Origin of the sequence: Pseudomonas sp. NFX71, assembly GCF_048079215.1 — a bacterium.
Lineage (GTDB): Bacteria > Pseudomonadota > Gammaproteobacteria > Pseudomonadales > Pseudomonadaceae > Aquipseudomonas > Aquipseudomonas fluorescens_B.
Genome location: NZ_CP182230.1, coordinates 1,164,821 through 1,184,537 on the forward strand (window position 1 = coordinate 1,164,821; position 19,717 = coordinate 1,184,537).

At 60.7% G+C, this 19,717-nt stretch carries 14 protein-coding genes; 9 read left to right on the forward strand and 5 right to left on the reverse strand.

The features are described from left to right. The first annotated feature begins 388 nt into the window (after nt 1–388). From ACM1ZW_RS05375 to ACM1ZW_RS05415, 9 genes are all read left to right on the forward strand, one after another. The gene (locus ACM1ZW_RS05375) at nt 389–1,909 is read left to right on the forward strand and encodes an aldehyde dehydrogenase family protein (protein WP_017341015.1); all 1,521 of its coding nucleotides are present in this window, start codon (nt 389–391) and stop codon (nt 1,907–1,909) included. Between the two features lie 195 nt (nt 1,910–2,104). After that, nucleotides 2,105–3,475: an ethanolamine permease gene (gene eat, locus ACM1ZW_RS05380; RefSeq protein ID WP_253405119.1), complete on the forward strand. Its 1,371-nt coding sequence runs from the start codon at nt 2,105–2,107 to the stop codon at nt 3,473–3,475. A 198-nt stretch (nt 3,476–3,673) separates the two neighbouring features. After that, nucleotides 3,674–5,068, forward strand: a complete 1,395-nt coding sequence (locus ACM1ZW_RS05385; protein ID WP_017341017.1) for an ethanolamine ammonia-lyase subunit EutB — start codon at nt 3,674–3,676, stop codon at nt 5,066–5,068. Nucleotides 5,069–5,076: 8 nt separating this feature from the next. Further along, nucleotides 5,077–5,901: an ethanolamine ammonia-lyase subunit EutC gene (gene eutC / locus ACM1ZW_RS05390; RefSeq protein ID WP_416740283.1), complete on the forward strand. Its 825-nt coding sequence runs from the start codon at nt 5,077–5,079 to the stop codon at nt 5,899–5,901. Nucleotides 5,902–6,015: 114 nt separating this feature from the next. Continuing rightward, entirely contained in the window at nt 6,016–6,477 is a 462-nt protein-coding gene (locus tag ACM1ZW_RS05395) for a GNAT family N-acetyltransferase (protein ID WP_017341019.1), read from the forward strand. A 364-nt stretch (nt 6,478–6,841) separates the two neighbouring features. Further along, nucleotides 6,842–7,498, forward strand: a complete 657-nt coding sequence (locus ACM1ZW_RS05400) for a DedA family protein (RefSeq protein WP_017341020.1) — start codon at nt 6,842–6,844, stop codon at nt 7,496–7,498. Between the two features lie 3 nt (nt 7,499–7,501). Then, the gene (locus tag ACM1ZW_RS05405) at nt 7,502–8,314 is read left to right on the forward strand and encodes a zinc-dependent peptidase (RefSeq protein WP_414883002.1); all 813 of its coding nucleotides are present in this window, start codon (nt 7,502–7,504) and stop codon (nt 8,312–8,314) included. A 113-nt stretch (nt 8,315–8,427) separates the two neighbouring features. After that, nucleotides 8,428–8,955 (forward strand): inorganic diphosphatase, encoded by a 528-nt coding sequence (ppa, locus tag ACM1ZW_RS05410; protein ID WP_003205933.1) that lies wholly within the window; start codon nt 8,428–8,430, stop codon nt 8,953–8,955. A 226-nt stretch (nt 8,956–9,181) separates the two neighbouring features. Further along, nucleotides 9,182–9,934 carry a S24 family peptidase gene (locus tag ACM1ZW_RS05415; protein ID WP_416740284.1) on the forward strand — a complete coding sequence of 251 codons (753 nt, stop codon included), beginning with the start codon at nt 9,182–9,184 and terminating at the stop codon, nt 9,932–9,934. A gap of 434 nt (nt 9,935–10,368) precedes the next feature. On the opposite strand, the gene ACM1ZW_RS05420 is transcribed toward ACM1ZW_RS05415, so the two are convergent. The 5 genes from ACM1ZW_RS05420 to ACM1ZW_RS05440 are packed head-to-tail and all read right to left on the reverse strand — an operon-like array spanning nt 10,369 to nt 19,712. Then, nucleotides 10,369–11,184, reverse strand: coding sequence for a YfaP family protein (locus tag ACM1ZW_RS05420; protein WP_416740285.1), 816 nt, complete (start codon nt 11,182–11,184; stop codon nt 10,369–10,371). Between the two features lie 3 nt (nt 11,185–11,187). Beyond that, nucleotides 11,188–12,807: a DUF2300 domain-containing protein gene (locus ACM1ZW_RS05425; RefSeq protein WP_416740286.1), complete on the reverse strand. Its 1,620-nt coding sequence runs from the start codon at nt 12,805–12,807 to the stop codon at nt 11,188–11,190. Between the two features lies 1 nt (nt 12,808). After that, nucleotides 12,809–17,374: an alpha-2-macroglobulin family protein gene (locus ACM1ZW_RS05430; protein ID WP_416740287.1), complete on the reverse strand. Its 4,566-nt coding sequence runs from the start codon at nt 17,372–17,374 to the stop codon at nt 12,809–12,811. Continuing rightward, nucleotides 17,371–18,021, reverse strand: a complete 651-nt coding sequence (locus ACM1ZW_RS05435) for a DUF1175 domain-containing protein (protein WP_416740801.1) — start codon at nt 18,019–18,021, stop codon at nt 17,371–17,373. Before ACM1ZW_RS05435 ends, ACM1ZW_RS05430 begins: the two co-directional genes overlap by 4 nt. Continuing rightward, nucleotides 18,006–19,712, reverse strand: coding sequence for a DUF2138 domain-containing protein (locus ACM1ZW_RS05440; protein WP_416740288.1), 1,707 nt, complete (start codon nt 19,710–19,712; stop codon nt 18,006–18,008). Before ACM1ZW_RS05440 ends, ACM1ZW_RS05435 begins: the two co-directional genes overlap by 16 nt. Nucleotides 19,713–19,717 lie beyond the last annotated feature (5 nt).

A 19,717-nucleotide genomic window follows, 5' to 3' on the forward strand; every position in this document is an offset into this window, starting at 1 on the left:
GTGGCGAGGGAGCTTGCTCCCGCTCGAGTGCGAAGCGCTCGCCAAACCTGACCGGCAGACATATCCGGGGCCGCTTCGCAGCCCAGCGGGAGCAAGCCCCCTCGCCACACACGTTATCCGTGTGGCAATTGTGGTCCAGCATCCTCCAGCCATCGACCCAATGCAATGCTGGCAAGACCGCCCGGTCACAGGCTGTCCCACAAACGGCACAAAGTGTCACGGGCACCGTACCGAAAGCGTCACAGGCGCTGCCCGTCCGTCCGACAAAAATCGCGCAAAGCCTTGATTTGCCTGACCTGCAGGGCAGTGGCCCGGCCTTTGCTCTACGCTTAAAGCAAGCGCACAGGCGCTCTTCCTTACAAATACAAAAAGCCAAGGAGAAAACATCATGCGTTACGCTCACCCCGGTACTGAAGGCGCTATCGTTTCGTTCAAGAGCAAATACGGTAACTACATCGGCGGCGAGTTCGTCGCGCCTGTCAAAGGTCAGTACTTCACCAATACCTCGCCAGTGAATGGCCAACCGATTGCCGAATTCCCGCGTTCCACGGCCGAAGACATCGACAAGGCCCTGGACGCTGCCCACGCCGCTGCCGACGCCTGGGGCGCCACGTCCGCCCAGGCTCGCTCGCTGGTGCTGCTGAAAATCGCCGACCGCATCGAACAGAACCTCGAACTGCTGGCAATCACCGAATCCTGGGACAACGGCAAAGCCGTGCGTGAAACGCTCAACGCCGACATCCCGCTGGCCGCGGACCATTTCCGTTATTTCGCCGGTTGCATCCGCGCGCAGGAAGGCAGCGCTGCCGAGATCGACGGCAACACTGTGGCTTATCACATCCATGAACCACTGGGCGTTGTCGGGCAGATCATCCCGTGGAACTTCCCGATCCTGATGGCCGCCTGGAAACTCGCCCCGGCCCTGGCCGCCGGTAACTGCGTAGTGCTCAAGCCTGCCGAGCAAACCCCGCTGGGCATCACCGTGCTGATGGAGCTGATCGGCGACCTGCTGCCGCCGGGCGTGCTGAACGTGGTGCAGGGCTTCGGCAAAGAGGCCGGTGAGGCTCTGGCTACCAGCAAGCGCATTGCCAAGATCGCCTTCACCGGCTCGACCCCGGTCGGCTCGCACATCATGAAATGCGCCGCCGAAAACATCATTCCGTCCACCGTGGAGCTGGGTGGCAAGTCGCCGAACATTTTCTTCGAAGACATCATGAAGGCCGAACCGTCGTTCATCGAGAAAGCTGCCGAAGGCCTCGTGCTGGCATTCTTCAACCAGGGCGAAGTCTGCACCTGCCCGTCCCGGGCACTGGTACAAGAGTCGATCTACGACGAATTCATGAAAGTGGTCATGAACAAAGTCCTGCAAATCAAACGTGGCGACCCGCTGGACACCGACACCATGGTCGGCGCACAGGCGTCCGAGCAACAGTTCGACAAAATCCTTTCGTACCTGGAAATCGCCAAGGGCGAAGGCGCCGAACTGCTGACCGGCGGCAAGATCGAAAAACTCGAGGGCAGCCTGGCGACGGGTTATTACATCCAGCCGACCCTGCTCAAGGGCACCAACAAAATGCGTGTGTTCCAGGAAGAAATCTTTGGCCCTGTGGTGAGCATCACCACGTTCAAGGACGAAGCCGAAGCCCTGGCCATCGCCAACGACACCGAGTTCGGCCTGGGTGCCGGCCTCTGGACCCGCGACATCAACCGCGCCTATCGCATGGGCCGCGCCATCAAGGCCGGTCGCGTGTGGACCAACTGCTACCACTTGTACCCGGCGCATGCCGCGTTCGGCGGTTACAAAAAATCCGGCGTCGGTCGTGAAACCCACAAAATGATGCTCGACCACTATCAGCAGACCAAAAACCTGCTGGTGAGCTACGACATCAATCCGTTGGGGTTCTTCTAAAAACCGGGGGCGACACCGGTATTCCCGTGTCGCCCTTTCGATAGTCATCGCGGGCTTGCCCGCGATGGTGCCCTGAACGACAACATCAAATCATCGCCCTGCCGCTCTGGCACGGGCTTTGCGTGCCCGCTCTACAGGTAAATGCAGTTCCCGAAAGTCCAACAGATCAAACAATAAAAAAGACAGCGAGGACTTATGACTTCTTCCACACAGCTCAAACCCACACTCGGCACCCTGCATTTATGGGGCATTGCCGTCGGCCTGGTGATTTCCGGCGAATACTTCGGCTGGAGTTACGGCTGGGGCACCGCAGGCACCCTGGGTTTCCTCGTCACCGCACTGATGGTGGCGACGATGTACACCTGCTTTATCTTCAGCTTCACCGAATTGACCACCGCCATTCCCCATGCGGGCGGGCCGTTTGCCTACAGCCGGCGGGCCTTTGGCGAGAAAGGCGGCCTCATCGCCGGCATCGCCACCCTGATTGAGTTCGTCTTTGCGCCACCCGCCATTGCGATGGCCATCGGCGCTTATCTGAATGTGCAATACCCGGAACTTGACCCCAAGATTGCAGCCGTTGGCGCCTATTTCGTCTTCATGACCTTGAATATCCTCGGCGTCAGCATCGCCGCGACCTTCGAACTGGTGGTCACCGTTCTGGCCGTTGCCGAGTTGCTGGTGTTCATGGGCGTGGTCGCGCCGGGCTTCAGCTTCAGTAACTTCGTGCTCAACGGCTGGTCGGGCTCGAACGAGTTCACCATTGCCTCCATCCCCGGCATCTTTGCGGCGATCCCGTTTGCGATCTGGTTTTTCCTCGCCATTGAAGGCGCGGCGATGGCAGCTGAAGAAGCCAAGGACCCGAAACGCACGATTCCCAAGGCCTACGTCAGCGGCATTCTGACCCTGGTGTTCCTCGCGATCGGCGTGATGGTGATGGCGGGCGGCGTGGGCGACTGGCGTCAACTGTCGAACATCAACGACCCATTGCCCCAGGCGATGAAAGCCGTGGTCGGCAACAATTCGACCTGGATGCACATGCTGGTCTGGATCGGCCTGTTCGGGCTGGTGGCGAGCTTCCACGGAATCATTCTCGGTTACTCGCGCCAGTTCTTCGCCCTGGCCCGTGCCGGTTACCTGCCTCGCTCGCTGGCCAAACTGTCGCGCTTCCAGACCCCGCACCGGGCCATTCTGGCCGGCGGCGTGATCGGCATCGCGGCGATCTACAGCGACGGCCTGGTCAACCTGCAAGGGATGACCCTGACGGCGGCAATGATCACCATGTCGGTATTCGGCGCCATCGTGATGTACATCATCAGTATGCTGAGCCTGTTCAAACTGCGTAAAACCGAGCCGAACCTGGAGCGCTCCTTCCGCGCGCCGGGCTATCCGATCGTCCCGGGGATTGCGCTGTTCCTGGCGGTGGTGTGCCTGGTGGCGATGGCGTGGTTCAACCCGCTGATCGGCTGCGTGTTCCTCGGGTTCATGGCGGCCGGTTACCTGTATTTCCAACTGACCGCCAAGCAGCGCTTCGATGCGCCGGCGGATGCGATGCTCGAAGGCGTCTGAGTTGCACCGGCGCCGGGCCATGAGCCCGGCGCCTGCTTTATTGAAGTGCACGCAGTTCCTCAGTGGGAGCCAGCCTGCTGGCGATTGCGGCCTGACAGTCAGCATGGATTTCGACTGACACACTGCAATCGCCAGCAGGCTGGCTCCCACAAGGGTTCGGCGGTGTATTTGAGACATTTATAGAATCAGGAGGACACCGTGGCCACATTTGCCCATTCCGTCGGCGCCCAGACCTATCGCTTCGCCAGCCTGAAAGAGGTCATGGCCAAGGCCAGCCCGGCGCGTTCCGGGGACTTTCTGGCCGGCGTCGCCGCCCTCAACGATGGCGAGCGTGTGGCCGCGCAAATGGCCCTGGCCGATATCCCGCTGACTCATTTTCTGCAGGAAGTGCTGATTCCCTATGAGGCCGATGAAGTCACCCGACTGATCATCGACACCCACGACAAACAAGCCTTCGCCGCGGTCAGCCACCTGACGGTCGGCGGATTCCGCGACTGGCTGCTCAGTGACGCTGCCGACGAACAGAGCCTGCGCGCCCTCGCCCCCGGACTGACGCCGGAAATGGCCGCGGCCGTGTCGAAAATCATGCGCGTGCAGGACCTGGTGCTGGTCGCGCAGAAAATCCGCGTGGTCACGCAATTCCGCGGCACCATGGGATTGCGCGGACGCTTATCCACACGCCTGCAACCCAATCATCCCACCGACGAACCGGCGGGCATCGCCGCGAGCATTCTCGACGGTCTGTTGTACGGCAACGGCGACGCGATGATCGGCATCAACCCGGCCACCGACAGCATCGCCTCGATTTGCGCAATGCTGGAAATGCTCGACGCGATCATCCAGCGCTATGAGATTCCTACACAGGCCTGCGTGCTGACCCACGTCACCACGTCCATCGAAGCGATCAATCGCGGCGTTCCACTGGACCTGGTGTTCCAGTCGATCGCCGGCACCGAAGCGGCCAATGCCAGCTTCGGCATCAACCTGAACGTTTTGCAGGAAGGCTATGACGCCGGTTTGAGCCTGAATCGCGGCACCTTGGGGCAAAACCTCATGTATTTCGAGACCGGCCAGGGCAGCGCCCTGTCGGCCAACGCCCACCACGGCCTCGATCAACAGACCTGCGAAACCCGCGCCTACGCCGTGGCGCGACATTTCAAACCGTTTCTGGTGAACACGGTTGTAGGGTTCATCGGCCCGGAGTACCTCTACAACGGCAAACAGATCATCCGTGCCGGTCTGGAAGACCACTTCTGCGGCAAATTGCTCGGCGTGCCGATGGGCTGCGACATCTGTTACACCAATCACGCCGAAGCCGATCAAGACGACATGGACACCCTGCTGACCCTGCTGGGCGTGGCCGGGATCAACTTCATCATGGGCATCCCCGGATCCGACGACATCATGCTCAATTACCAGACCACCTCGTTCCACGACGCGCTCTATGCCCGACAAACCCTGGGCTTGAAGCCGGCTCCGGAGTTCGAACAGTGGCTGGCCAGAATGGGCATCTTCACCCAGGCAGACGGCAAGATTCATTTCGGCGACAGCCTGCCGCCCGCCTTCCGCCAGGCGTTGGGGCAACTGGGATGAGTGTCGAAATGGATAAACCGCCTGTTGATGCAGAAAATCCATTGCTGGCACTGCGGCGCCTGACCCCGGCGCGGATTGCCCTGGGCCGCACCGGCACCAGCATGCCCACCAGCGCACAGCTGGATTTTCAGTACGCCCACGCCCAGGCCCGGGACGCGGTGCACCTGCCCTTCGACCATGCCGGGCTCACCGCCCAATTGGCCGAGTGCGGATACGAAAGTGTGCTCCTGCACAGCGCCGCCGCAAACCGGGACACTTATTTGCAGCGCCCTGACCTGGGGCGGAAATTGAGCGATGAGTCGGCGCAAATCTTGCGCAATCATGCTTCAGCCCATCCCGGCGGCGTCGATCTGGTGATTGTCGTGGCCGATGGTTTGTCGGCACTGGCTGTGCACCGTCACACGGTGCCCTTCCTGGCGCGCATGCGAGAGCAGATCGAAGTCGATGGCTGGACGGTTTCTCCGGTGATTCTGGTAGAGCAAGGCCGGGTCGCGGTGTCCGATGAAATCGGTGAGCTGCTGGGCGCAAAAATGGTGGTGATCCTGATCGGCGAACGCCCTGGACTCAGCTCGCCAGACAGCCTGGGGTTATATTTCACCTACAGTCCAAAGGTCGGCCTGACTGATGCTTACCGCAACTGCATCTCCAATGTGCGACTGGAAGGCTTGAGTTATGGCATGGCGGCACACCGTTTGCTTTATTTGATGCGTGAAGCCTGTCGGCGGCAGCTGTCGGGGGTCAACCTGAAGGACGAAGCGCAGCTTCAGACGCTGGAGTCGGACGCAGGAGCGGACATCAAAGGTAATTTCCTACTGAATTCGTCGAAGGCCTGAACCGTTTCCGCATTGCGTTTCTCATTCGGTTTCAGGCAGGATCGAAACACGGCTGCCCGAGTGAGAACCGTTCGCCGTCAGAGCAAGACAGCCACTTGAAGACGAGACCTATCGATGCGGATTATTCAAGCGACCCTCGAACACCTGGACCTGCTGACCCCGTTGTTCGTCAAATATCGCGAGTTTTATGGTTCCCTGCCGTATCCGGACTCGTCTCGGGCGTTCCTCGAGAAACGTCTGCGCCGCAAGGAATCGGTGATCTACCTGGCTCTGGCCGATGACGACGACAAGAAGCTGATGGGTTTCTGTCAGCTGTACCCGAGCTTTTCGTCGCTTTCGCTCAAACGCGTGTGGATCCTCAATGATATCTACGTCGCTGAAGACGCCCGCCGTCAGTTGGTCGCCGACAATCTGATGCGCACCGCGAAAAAAATGGCCAAGGAAACCAACGCCGTGCGCATGCGCGTTTCCACCAGCAGCGACAACCAGATCGCGCAGAAAACCTACGAATCCATCGGGTTCAAGGAAGACACCGAGTTCAAGAACTACGTGTTGCCGATCAGCGACGAGCTGTAACGCCTCCACGCTGTGGCGAGCTCTTTGTGGCAAAGGAGCTCGTCGGATCGCCGCACCGTCCCGCTCGGCTGCGCAGCCGTCGTAAAATCGGCCAATGTAATTCCCTTGGCTGACCGCGAACCCAGGTTCTGGGAGTGCTTCGCCCTCCAGCGGGAGCAAGCTCCCTCGCCACAGGTGGTGTGTGCAGCCTGTCGGACTGTGATTTTCGAGACATCCCCCGCTACAAACTCGACGCGCTTTTCACTTTCCAGCCCGTATAATGCCGACCTTTCCGGCTTGTAAGAAAAACTACACCCATCTGTAGCCTTACGCGAAGTCATCCGCACAGGCCTGCCGAGTCGGGCCGTCACCACAGGTGCCCCCCATGGATTTCAACCCGCTCGACCTTATCCTGCATCTCGATGTTTACCTCGACTTGCTGGTGAACAACTACGGGCCATGGATCTACGCCATTCTGTTTCTGGTGATCTTCTGCGAAACCGGCCTGGTGGTGATGCCCTTCCTGCCGGGTGATTCCTTGCTGTTTATTGCGGGTGCCGTGGCGGCCGGTGGCGGCATGGACCCTGTGCTGCTGGGCGGTTTGCTGATGCTCGCGGCGATCCTCGGTGACAGCACCAACTACGTCATCGGACGAACGGCAGGCGAACGTCTGTTCAGCAATCCGAACTCGAAAATCTTCCGTCGCGATTACCTGCAACAAACCCACGATTTCTACGACAAGCACGGTGGCAAAACCGTGACCCTGGCGCGGTTCCTGCCGATCATCCGCACCTTCGCACCGTTCGTCGCCGGCGTGGCAAAAATGCCTTATCCGCGTTTCTTTGCCTTCAGCGTCCTCGGCACCATCCTTTGGGTGGGCGGCCTGGTGACCCTCGGTTACTTCTTCGGCAACGTTCCGTTCATCAAGCAAAACCTGTCGCTGCTGGTAGTGGCCATCATCCTGCTTTCGCTGGTGCCAATGATCATTGGCCTGGTCCGCAGCCGCTTCGGCAGCTCCGCCTCCAAAGCCGAACCCCGCTGAGCGATGTGGTCGCTCAGCGCCTGGCGTCGCCGGCGCATTCTCGCCAGACACCCGATTGCCGATGACATGTGGCAGCGGGTGCGCCATCACCTGAGTTTTCTCGACGGCATCAGCGCCGCTGAAGACCAATGGCTGCGCGAGGCCAGTGTGTTGTTCCTGGAAGACAAACACCTGACCGCCCTGCCCGGCGTCGAACTCCATCAGGAACAGCGCTTGCTGCTCGCCGCCCAGGCGCAATTGCCCTTGCTGAACCTGGGCGATCTGAACTGGTATCAGGGTTTTCACGAAATCGTCCTCTACCCCGACGACTTCCTCAGCCCCCAGCGCCATCGCGACGCCAGTGGCGTGGAGCACGAATGGGACGGCGAGCACAGCGGTGAGGCCTGGCAGCAAGGCCCGATCATCCTCGCCTGGCCCGGCGTGATGGCCAGTGGCGGCTGGGAGGGCTACAACCTGGTGATCCACGAACTCGCGCACAAACTCGACATGCTCAACGGCGACGCCAATGGCCTGCCGCCGCTGCACGCCGACATGCGCGTCAGCGACTGGGCCAGCGTCATGCAAGAGGCCTACGACGACCTCGACCGGCAACTGGAGTGCAACCCTGACGCCGAAACCGCCATCGACCCGTATGCGGCGGAAAACCCCGCCGAGTTCTTTGCGGTGACCAGCGAATACTTCTTCAGCGCTCCAGATTTGCTGCACGAGGCGTATCCTCGGGTGTATGAACAGCTGAAGCTGTTTTACCGACAGGACCCATTGGCCCGGCTGCGGCAACTTCTGGCCGAAGACCCGGTCTATCAGGCACGCGACTAAGGTCTACAAGACCCTTGGTGCATGGCATCGACGGCGGAATATGCCTATAATCGCCGCCACTTTTTGGTCAATCCGGCCAAGTGTTTTTGGTCAACTAACGGGGGCACCGCCCAATGAGCTACAGCAAGATTCCGGCTGGCAAAGACCTGCCGAACGACATCTACGTCGCGATCGAGATTCCGGCCAACCACGCGCCGATCAAATACGAAATCGACAAAGACAGCGATTGCCTGTTCGTTGACCGTTTCATGGCCACCCCGATGTTCTACCCGGCCAACTACGGTTACATCCCGAACACCCTGGCTGACGACGGTGATCCCCTCGACGTGCTGGTCGTGACCCCTTACCCGGTTGCTCCAGGCTCCGTCATCCGCGCCCGTCCGGTCGGCATCCTGAACATGACCGACGACGGCGGCGGCGATGCCAAAGTCATCGCAGTCCCGCACGACAAGCTGTCCCAGCTGTACGTCGACGTGAAGGAATACACCGACCTGCCACCCCTGCTGATTCAGCAGATCGAGCACTTCTTCGCGAACTACAAAGATCTCGAAAAAGGCAAATGGGTGAAAATCGAAGGCTGGGCCGGTGCAGACGCCGCCCGCGAAGCGATCACCAAGTCGGTTGCTGCCTATAAAGGCTGAGACGCCACTGGCCTTGCGCCACTGACGACTTGAAAAAACCCCGGTTGATCCGGGGTTTTTTGTGCGTGTTTGAATCAGCTTAAACAGCGCGTTTAACTGGCGGGTGCAGCGGTTTTTCCTTGTTTAATTCTTACCAAAGACGTCTTACATCAAGACTTAAATTTCACGTCAAATTTGAACGTTTTGTTGAATCAAAGCCTTATGCCGCGCGGCTAGACTCGTGTTTATGAAAAAGAACAAAACCTGCGGCCCACGATTCAGAATGCTCCTGAAAGAGGTCCAAATCACGACCACGAGATTTGCCGAATTCCTGGGCATTTCCGACCCTCAAACTGTCCACAACTGGTATTCCCGCGGAGTGCCCGACTACCGCATGGAGGATGTTGCCAGAAGACTCTCCGTGAACAGCGAATGGCTGAAAACCGGGGAAGGGCCAAAAGACGCCAGGGAATTACGTCTGGTCGACGACTCCGGCAACGCCTTCGACGCCCAGTCGATCCGCGGCACCTATCGGGTCATCGAACCCGTCGACATCGAACTGCCCTTTTACAAAGAAACGGCCATCACACCCGGCGCTGACAAAACCCACGTCATCAAAGACCCCAGCGAATCGATCCGCCTGCCACGCAGCGATCTCGACTCCCTGGAAATCAATCACGCCGACGCCATCTGCGCCCGGATGGTCGGCAACAGCATGGCCGAAAGAATCGAAGACGGCTCCATCGTCGCCATTGATCGCGGGCTCACGCAAATTGTCGACGGACAGATCTACGCCATCGAGCACGACGGCATGCTGCGCATCAAGTACCTGAGCCGGGTGCCGGGCAACGCGATTCGCATGCGCAGCCACAACAGCGCCGAATACCCGGACGAGGTCATCAGACCTCCGCAAATCGAAGAAGAAAACATCAGGGTGCTGGGATGGGTGTTCTGGTGGTCGACGCTAAACAAACGCAGGCCGCCGGTGCCATTCCTGTAACACTGCATTGTTTTCGTACGGATATGCTCACTTCCACTGGCATCACACGATCCCTGTGGAAGCGGGCTTGCCCGCGAAGACGGCAGAACATTCGCCTCAAACCCCGGATCAGCCACCCCATCCAAGGCATCTGGCAGCCCTGCCCCGCACACCAAGCTGGGAATTCTCCAAAAAAATCAGTATGCTGCGCCCCACATTTGCGCATCGACCCGCCCCGCGGCTCCGATCGCACCGACAAGGCAGATGATTTTCTCGCCGAGTCCCACAGCCGGACGCAAGATCCGGGTGTACGTTTTGAAGGCTGGCGCGGTTTACCAAAAATGAACCAAGCCAGTCCCCGAGAAGCCGGCCACAAGCCGGCTTTTTAATGTCCGGAAGAAAGCACGCAGCATCAATGCATGTAATGCAGAATCGGTCAGCGGCCTGCTGACCAATTATGGATAACTAAACCCCTTAACCAACGTCAACTCCCCCACCGCCCGCATCGGCACCAGAAAAGTCTCCATCTTCTCATTCGGCGTCCCCTCCTCCGTAATCACCGTCACCTGCGCCGTGGTCAGCGGTTGAACCGCATTTTCCTGCCCGTCCTCATCACTGCGATACCCGCCCCCGAAGTAATTCACATACACCAAATACTGCCCCTTGATCGGCGCTGGCATGGCAAAAATTTCCGGCCCATACCCCGTCGTCACGTCCACATCCAGCGCCGCACCATTCGGCACAACCCGGTCGCCATACCAGATGTGCGCCCCATCGGGCGTGACGAGGTGCAAGTCCAGATCCGTGCCGTCGCTGTCCCAGGCCAGCAACACGCGCAATTTCGCCGGGGTGGCGCCGCCACTGGCATTGAGAAATTGCGTGCGGTGGCGCTGCTGGCCATCGGGGCTGCGGACTTCGACGCTGTTGCTGCCGTTGGGGAAGGAGAACGGTCGATCGAAGCGGCCAGCGGAGTCGATCTTCAGCGGCATGCTGACGCCGTTGACGATCAATCGGCCGGGTTCAGTGGACTTGGGTGTGGCTTTGATCTGGCCGGTGATGCGTGCGGTGTTGGCCTGTCCTGCCGGCGTGTTCACCGAGGAAGCCGGGTAGTTGACAGTCTGGCGGAAGTTTTCGCCTTCGCCCCCGACTGCACCGGTGCGCCAGCCGCCGACGGGGGTGTCGAGTTTGGCGGCGCTTTCAGCCGCGGAAACCGTCGGCAACATGCAAACAGAACAAAGGAACAGGAAGACCTGTGGATAACGGAGTTTCATGGCCTATTCCAGCAAGAGGTGGCGGGCGAGCCCTTCAATGTAGGTTTCATCCTGGCCGTTGGGATGAGCTTCAAAAGCCAGGTGCAGGTATTCGTGGGTCAGGTCGAGGCGGTCTTGCAGCGACAGCACGCCGCGCACGTAGATGCGCTGACGCTCTCGGTCGACATAGGGGCTGCCGAAGGCGAGGCGGCAGACGGCGAACGTGCTGACTTCGTTGTAGCCGACCTCGCTGTCCAATCGCGCACGCCAGCCGCGGCGTTGGGTTTGCAGCCAGTCTTGCGCGGCGGGCAGCACGTCGCAGGAGGCGACGGGGTTGTCCCAGCGGCTGAGGCTGGCGCGCGGGTAGGCGTGCAGCAGGATGGCGTCGTAGCGTTGGCCGGCGTTGGCTTGCTCGACGGCTTGTTGCCAGGAGAGTTTGTCCGGGCCGGGTTGGTCGGAGTGGTAGGTGACGGTGCTGCCGGCGAGGACGAGGTCGCTGGTCCACGCGGCGATGTGGCGCGATTCGGCGGTGGCCGGGCGTGGTGCGACCCGCTGGCGACTGCTGCTGTCGTCGATGCTCAGGCAGTCGCCGTGGCGGGTGGCGTTTTGCAGCAGGTAGGTGCGAATGGCGACGGCCAGGGCTTTGGCGGCTTCGGCGGGTTCAGGTTTGGCTTCCCGTTGCAGCACTCGGGCGACGTATTCTTCGCGATCCAGACGGGCGACCAGATTGTCGCCCACCAAAAACAGCTCACCGTCGCTGTGAATATCCAGTTGATTGCCATTGGCGAATTCAACGCGATAGTCGCCCTGCAAAGGCCCGGAAGACACAACCCTATCCCCCGCCAGAACGCGTCCAATCGGATAACGAGAAAACAAGCCGACTTCAACGCAGCGCCCCGCATCCAACGGCCAATCAACCGGCAACACCGACGCCAACGCCTGACCGTAATTGCGCAGAACCATCTGACTGGTCCCGCGCCCACCGGCCCAGATCGGCGTGCCATCCACGGTCCAACCGGCAAACCCACCCTGACGCGACGATGGATCGTGATCACCCAACCAGCTCCAGGTTTTCACCCGCAACCGGCTACCGAGTTCGCCGACGACATTGCCGTCAGCGGCATTCAACACCACATCAAGCAACACCCGCCGCGCCTGATCCTGTGCGGGCATCACGGCCAACATTCGCAGTAGTTCCACCACCGAAACCCGCGTGGATGGCTGCAACGAAGGCAAGTCCAGCAGCCACTCGGGCGCTTTCCGTGCCTGCCAATACGTGCGCCAACCTGTGCCGGAAATACCCAACCGAGCAGGCTCAAAATACAAACCGCAGGACTTCACCAGCGCTTGATCACGTTCGATCTTGCCGCCCGCGGTGCAACAATAAACTTCTTCTTTCGACTGCCCGCGACATTCATACGCCGGCTCTCGGGCACCGGTGTCCACCAGCCAGCCGTAGACAAACAACTTCCACACACTGCCCAACGGCGTCTGCAAAGCGTCGGGCAACGGCTCGCGAGAAATCACCTGAGTCGGGCTCAGCGCCAGCAATTCACCCTTGAAGCCCAGTCGCAACGGTTCGTCCTGCGCTGTCGCCAGCGCAGGGATCAAACACAGCAGCCACCAGACCAAGCGTCGGGTCATGTCAGTTGACCGTGACCTGACCCAGCGCCGGTTTCTGTTCCAGAGCCTGATGCTGTGGCGCGTAGACCTGAGTGAAACGCACTGGCGGCAGGTTGAACTGGCCTTTCTGCGAGAAGCGCACCAGATGACGCAGACGCAACTCACCACTCAGGGCGTCCACCGGAATCGCATAAGCCATCTGACCCGGTTCGAAGCGCGCTTTCTCCAACGCGGACGGTTCGGTGCCAGCCTTGCCCATGAGTTTGATGCCCCACGTGGTGCGCTCGACATCGGCACCCGGCGGCAGCGGTACTTCGATCATCCCGTAGCGCAGTGGTTTGGCCGCTTTGCTGGTGATGATCACTTCGTCCAGATACAGGCTGTCGCTGGACAACGGCTTGCTGCCAACCACTTCGAGTTTGAAGGTGAAGGCCGCGTCACCCGGCACCAGACGCGACAGGCGACGGGTGATGGTCACGGCCATCGGATCAACCGGCGGTTGCCGGGTCTGGAAACTCAACGCTGCCCGCAACGGGCGCTCTTGCGTCCCGGTCAGCGACAACACTGCCGGTACGGGCGCAGCGCCCTGCCACGTCCAATACATCTCACCGGTATCACCGTAGTTTTTCTTCCAGCCGTCACCCGGTGCCAGTGCGATGGTCGGTGAAGCCTGCTCGATGCTGCGTTGCAACCAGGTCAGCGCCAACGCGCGCTCCAGGGTCGATTGCTGCGGCAACAGACGTTGCAACAAGGCTTGCGCGTGAGCCTGATCGAAGGCTTGCAACGACAGGTTCAACGCTTCGGCAAACGGCTGGGAACTGACCGCCAGACGCTGTTGCGCATCGGCCAATTGACGATTGAAAGCGTCAGGCAATGTCACCTTGGACTGACGAGCCAACGATGCCGTCAATGCACGCGCAGCCGCCAACCCGAGCGCCGAATCCGGATCACTCATGACGAGGCTGCCTTCGCCATCCTCCATCAGGTTCGCGGCGTTGCCCTCGCCCGCTTTCGCCAGATCATCCATCAAACCGCTGAGCAAGGTGTTCACCGGCAATTGCATCTGTTTGGCGAACGACAGGATCAACGCCCGTTGCAGCAGCGGCGTGTTTTTCGCCTGCTTCGAATACACCTCCAGCACCCGCTGCCAATGCTCCGGCGGCAGGCTCAGCTCCAGCGCTTTGCTGGCGTGCCAGTCGGCGTAGTAGGCGTACGCGGTGAGGAACGCGTCCGGCTCACCGTCCATGCCCCACCAGGTGAAGCTCGCCGAAGGCCCGGCCATTTGCACCAGGCGCAGACGGCTGTTTTGCATGATCAGACGCAAGCGATCGCGGATCTGCGGGTTCGACGACAAGGTCGGGTACGCGATGCTCAACGGCAGCAAACGACTGGCCGTCTGCTCGACGCCGCCGTACGGATAGCTCAGCAAATCGTCGAGCGCCGAGCGGAACAGCGCTTGCGGGCTGTCATCCAGACGCAGGCGAATGTCCGTTGCGTCCACCGGCAAGGTCAGCGGCGTGTCGCCGCTGGCCACGTCCAGGCTTTGGCTTTGTGTGACCTGCCAGCCTTCGCCGGTCGCGGTCAGGCGCACGGCCAGCGCGTCAGCGGTTTTGCCGTCCTGCACCAGCTCGGCGGTCCACTCGCCCGTGGCCAAGTCGAACGCCGGCAACGCGATGTAGTTGATGCCGTTGTTCAGCGTCACCGGCACCCGCTGTTCGGCACCGGCGAAATGAATCACCAGCTCAGCCTTGACCGGTTTGTCCGCCTGGCTGAAGGCGAACACACCGAGATCCGGCTTGTCGCCCGTACGGAATTTGCTCGGGCCGCTCCACTTCAGGTACAGCGGTTTTTCCGAGCGCACGAATTGCTTTTTCTGCCCGACCTGACCGTCATCGGCGATGGCTCGCGCGGTGATGCGCCAGCGGGTCAGCGAGTCCGGCATCTTGAAGGTGAAGCGGGTTTTGCCGTTGGCGTCGGTGATCAATTCCGGCTGCCATGCGGCGGTGTCGACGTCTTCACGACGTGGCCGCTCCAGCACTTTCACGCCTCGCTCGCTGCGATTGGCTTTGCCCGGCGCGCCTGGGCTGCCCGGCAACGCGACGTCGTAACTGATGAACGACAGACTGGCGCTGGTGCGCACGTTGTTGCGGCGTGGATGGTAGAAGAACTGGTCGATGGTCGGCGCGACTTCCGGTTGCAGCGCGTAGACCATTTCGTCGACCACGCTGACCGTCAGGTGCGCCGGAATCGGCTTGCCGGCGAATTGGGTGGTGAGGTCGACGGACACGGTATCGCCCGGTTGATACGCTTCTTTGTCGGTGGTGAAAGCCACGTCGATCTGCGGCGCAATCACCTTGATGCCGGCGTTCTGGAAGCTGTATTGACCGCCCTTGGTGTACAGAACCGAGAACGTCAGGTTCGGCGCGAAATTGTCCTTCACCGGGATGCGTGCTCGGTATTGGGTGTCGCTGAGTTTTTCCATCTTCAGCCAGTCACCGCCCTTGGACAGCAGCGCAGTCGCCTCGACCTTGTCCCGTTCAAGCGACAGCAGTGCATCGCTGACGGGCTCCGGGAAAGTGATCAGCGCAAGGGCTTCGTCGCCTGCCTTGTACTCGGGTTTGTCGAGGACGATTTCCACGGTGCCGGGCACGGCTTTGACGCCATCGCCGGTGACTGAATGGCCTGTGGCGCCGACCACGCGACCGTGGTCATCCTTCAAGGTCAGGTTGTAAGTGCCAGGGCGCTCGAACGCCAGCGTGAAGCCCTTATCGGATGCGGAAAGTTTGCCTTCACCGGTGCTCTGATCTTCCAGACGCACCCAGCTGTAGCCGCTCGGCGTGACCGCTTTGCTCTGCTCGCTGCCACCTTCGTTGGCGTAGCTGAAAACAACCTTGTCACCCACCGCACTGAAGCGCTGCGGCGCCCGCAGACTGAAACTCGCGGCCCCCCGGTCGATGAGGATTTCCTTGGTGGTCCTGACCCGATACGCCGCACCATCGCTGGCGAAAACGGTGAGCATGTAGCGGCTCGGTTTCTCGGCGGCGGGCAGGTCGAGGGTCGCGTTGCCTTTGGCGTCGGTGGTCAATTCGGTACTGGTCAGTTCCACCGGGAATTGCCCGAGGTATTGCAGCTCGTTATCGACCATCGACAGTTGCTGGGCGCGCAGGCTCAGGGTCAGTTTGGCATTCGCGACGGGCTTGCCGTCCGGGTACAGCAGCACCAGGCTGCCCTTGACCGGCTCGCCGGTGCGGTAATCCTGCTTGGCCAGGTTCAGCGAGATTTCGAAATGCGGCTTGATGTATTCGGCCACGCGGAAGGCGCTGCTGTAGGCCTGGTCCTTGTAGCTGAAACGCAGTTCATAACCGCCGGCCACGGCGTTATCCGGCAACTGGAATCGGCCTTGGGTGCCGGCCTTGGAATCAAGCTTCAGCGCCAGCGATTGCAGCGCCGTGCCGGTGGCATCGAGTACCGTCACGTTGACGACGGCAGCGGTCGGTGCCACGGAATCCCGGGCGTTCTTGAACTCGCGACCGACGATTTTCAGCGACACCCAATCCCCCGGCCGATACAGCGGCCGGTCGGTGAAAGCATAGAGTTTGGTGTCGTAGATTTCGCTGTCGTAATAGAAGTTCTCGGAGACAAACACCCCGCCCTCTTCGTCCTCGCCGATCACGAACGAACGCTCCGGACTGACGTGTTTCAGACGCAGCAAACCATCGGCGTCGGTGGCGCCACTGCTCATTACGCCGAGGCCATCGGTCCACAGCACATTCACCTTAGGCACCGAACTGCCTTCGTGTTTGCGCGCCGCCCAGACCAGCAGTTCATCACCGGCAATCTTGCTCACGGCCACGGTGTTGGAGACGAAGACCATGGTGGTCGCGCGGTACTTGCCGATCAGCGCTTCCACCAGATACAGCCCCGGTTTCAGGTTGCCCAACGGGATGTACACGTTGCCTGGCGCGACAGTGACGAACTCGCTGGACGAACCGGCCAGATTCACGCCTTCTGGTGGCTGGATCGGTTTGGCTTGCCACAGCGGATAACGGAACTGGCTGACCACCGGCAGGCCTGGAATCAGTGCGAACTGCGGCTGGGCGTCGTAAGGCGTTGGCGCGGCAATCGCGGTGCCCATCTTCAGTTCAGGTACTTCCTCGGTGACTTGTTTGCGCGACTCGTAGGAAAACGCCCGCTGCATCACGCGACGGGATTTGCGGTACCAGTTGTCCCACAGGTACGCGAGGGTGTTCGACAGACCTTCACCCTTGAATTGGCCGTCGCTGACCACGCGATGCAGGTTCTTCTGGCGCTTGAGGAAATCCAGCGGCTTGTCGATGCGATACACCCGAATGTCCGCGCCGCCGTAGGGCTCCATGCGGAAGCGGCGATAGTCACGGCCCGGCGCTTCGAGGCGCACCATCGCCTGCTCGTCACTGGCAAAACTGCTGTCCGCCAGCAGGAAAAAACTTTCACCGGCCACCGGCGTGTAGCCGCTCGGCTCGACGGTATCTTCGGCGTTCACTGCCGAAACAGGCAGGACCAACACCAACAATAGAGACAGAAAGCGCAGCATGCGGGCACCGGTCATAGGGAGAGAAAGTTCAGTCGATAGACGCCGATGAAGTTGGGGTTGGCTGCGTCGGGTATCCATCGGGTGTCCTTCCATGTCATGAGTTGCTGCAGGCTCGCGGATCGCATGCCGTTGTCAGTGGGGGTGGTGGTGCCGGTGTGATAGGCGATGTAGCGGCCCATCCAGATCATCAGGTGCTGGTCGTCGCCCTGATCGAAAAACATCAGGTCACCGGGTCGCGCTTGCGCCACGTCGCGGCCCACCAGATGGCTGTTGAACTGAATCAGTTTGATCGCGTTGACGTAAGGCCCGACCTTGCCGCCGCCCTGCTGCCATTGCTGGGCGAGGCCGCGTTGGGCGTCGCTCAGTTGCAGCTCCGGCGGCAGGTAGCGGTTGGACAGGCCATTGCTGCGCAGCCATTTGTCGTCATGGACTTTCAGCGCTTCGTTGGCGGCAAAACGCACCAGCCCCGCGCAGTCCTGCTGATACCAGCGCGGGCTCGGGCCTTGGGTCAGTTGCTCCTGGGCGATGCGCACGAACCAGGCGCGAAACACTTGGGATTGCTGCGGGTCGAGCGGCGCGGCGTCACTGGCAAATGCGCGACTGCCGAGCAACATCGCCAGCAGGCCGAGGCCTCGGATAAGTGCGGTCACAGGGCCTTCCATTCCAGTGGCAGCCATTGCCAGTGGCCGTCGGGCTCGCTGCCTTCCGGCAACGTCAGCGCGTATTTTCCGTAGCCACCGAGCTTGCGCAGCTTCGGGATCAGGTAAGTTTGCGCGGCGTTATAGAACACCGGTTCCATGTCCTGCGGCAGGCTGTCGAGGGTTTCCTGTTGCATCAGTTGCGCCATGGAATCCGGGCCGAAGTAGACCGGCATCAGCAGGTCTTTCGGCACCACGTCGGCCATCGGCGGGAAACGTTTGTCGAGGGTGCCGAGGGCTTTGTCCACCAGTTTGTCATCGAGGGAAAACAGCAGCGTCGAACCGTGGCGCGCCAGGCTGACTTTCATGAAGGCCTTGCCGGTGATCGCGTCCGGGTTCTCGGCATCCTTGGCTTTGTAAGGGCCGAAGTTGGAGCTGACCTGACGCTGCCACTGGTGGTGTTCACCTTCCTGTTTTTCCACCACCGGGAACGCGTGTTCTTCGACGTTGCCTTCATAGGCGCCGACCATCGAACCGAAAAGGCTGCCCAGGTCGCCGTCGAGTTTGGCGCTGTCATCATCGTTCAGGCTGGCCACCAGCAGCGGCGTGTACAGCCGCGAATCGGCGTACCAGCACAGGCCGGCAGCACCGGCCATGTGTTCGGTCAGGGCCTGGGCCACGGTTTCTTCGGCGCCGAGTTTCACCAGCAACGGTTTCTGTTGTTCGGCGGCGAGCGGTAGCGCCACACAAGCGCTGGCCCCCATCGGCATGGCTTGCCAGATCGGTTTGAAATCGAAGTCCGGCTGGTTTTCCAGTTCGTCCATGGCGAGGAAGCTGTGCCAGCCCTTGTCGTCCATATCGAAACGCAGGCCGGCGAAGTTCGGGATGAAACGCTGGTAACCCATGGCCAGGACGCTGGAATTGACCGAGAGGCGTTGTTTCACTTCAGGGGCGCGAGGTGGCAGGCCGAAGGCTTCGGGGAACAGTTTCTGCCCGCCAAGCAGTGCTTCCAGCGATTCAGTCGAGACCATGCCGGCTTCATCGACCGGACCGTGGCCGGTCTCGTAGAGTTTGGCCGGGTTGGACAGCACCACCAGTTTGTCGCCATGGGAGGCGAACAGCAGCGCTTTGCTGTGGTTGTAGGTGAGCTGATAAAGCGGCACCACATCACCGCCGACCTTGATCTCACTGAGCTGGGTCAGCTGCGAATCATCCAGCGCCACTTTCGCCAGCGGCTCCAGCACTTTGGCCAGACCACCACGATCCATCACCAACAAAAAGTCTTTCAGGCGGCCATCCGCCCCGCGCCACAGCGCTACGTCCGCCGGTTGATCGAAAAGCTGTTCAATCAGGCTGTCCTGCAACTTCAGGTCATGCTCGTAAATGATCCGGCGCAGACTGCCGATCAAGCCAAGGCGATCGGCATGGGCTTCGTAATAGAAGACGAAATCTTCGGTAAGGGTTTCCTTGAGGAACGGCACCGCCAGCAAGTCCTTGGGCAACTGGCTCAAGGAGTGGGTTTCGAGCAGACCGTCCGGGCGGCTCATGCCCAGTTTATCGCTGGCCAACTCGGCGGGCGGCGCCTTGGGTTTGTGCATGAACCAGCCAAGTCCGGCCGCCACGCCTGCCACAAGGATCAGCCCGCCCAGCAGCACAGGCCAACGCCGGGAGGGTTTGGCTGCGGGTTCGGCAGGAGAAACAGTGTTATCGCTCATGTTCA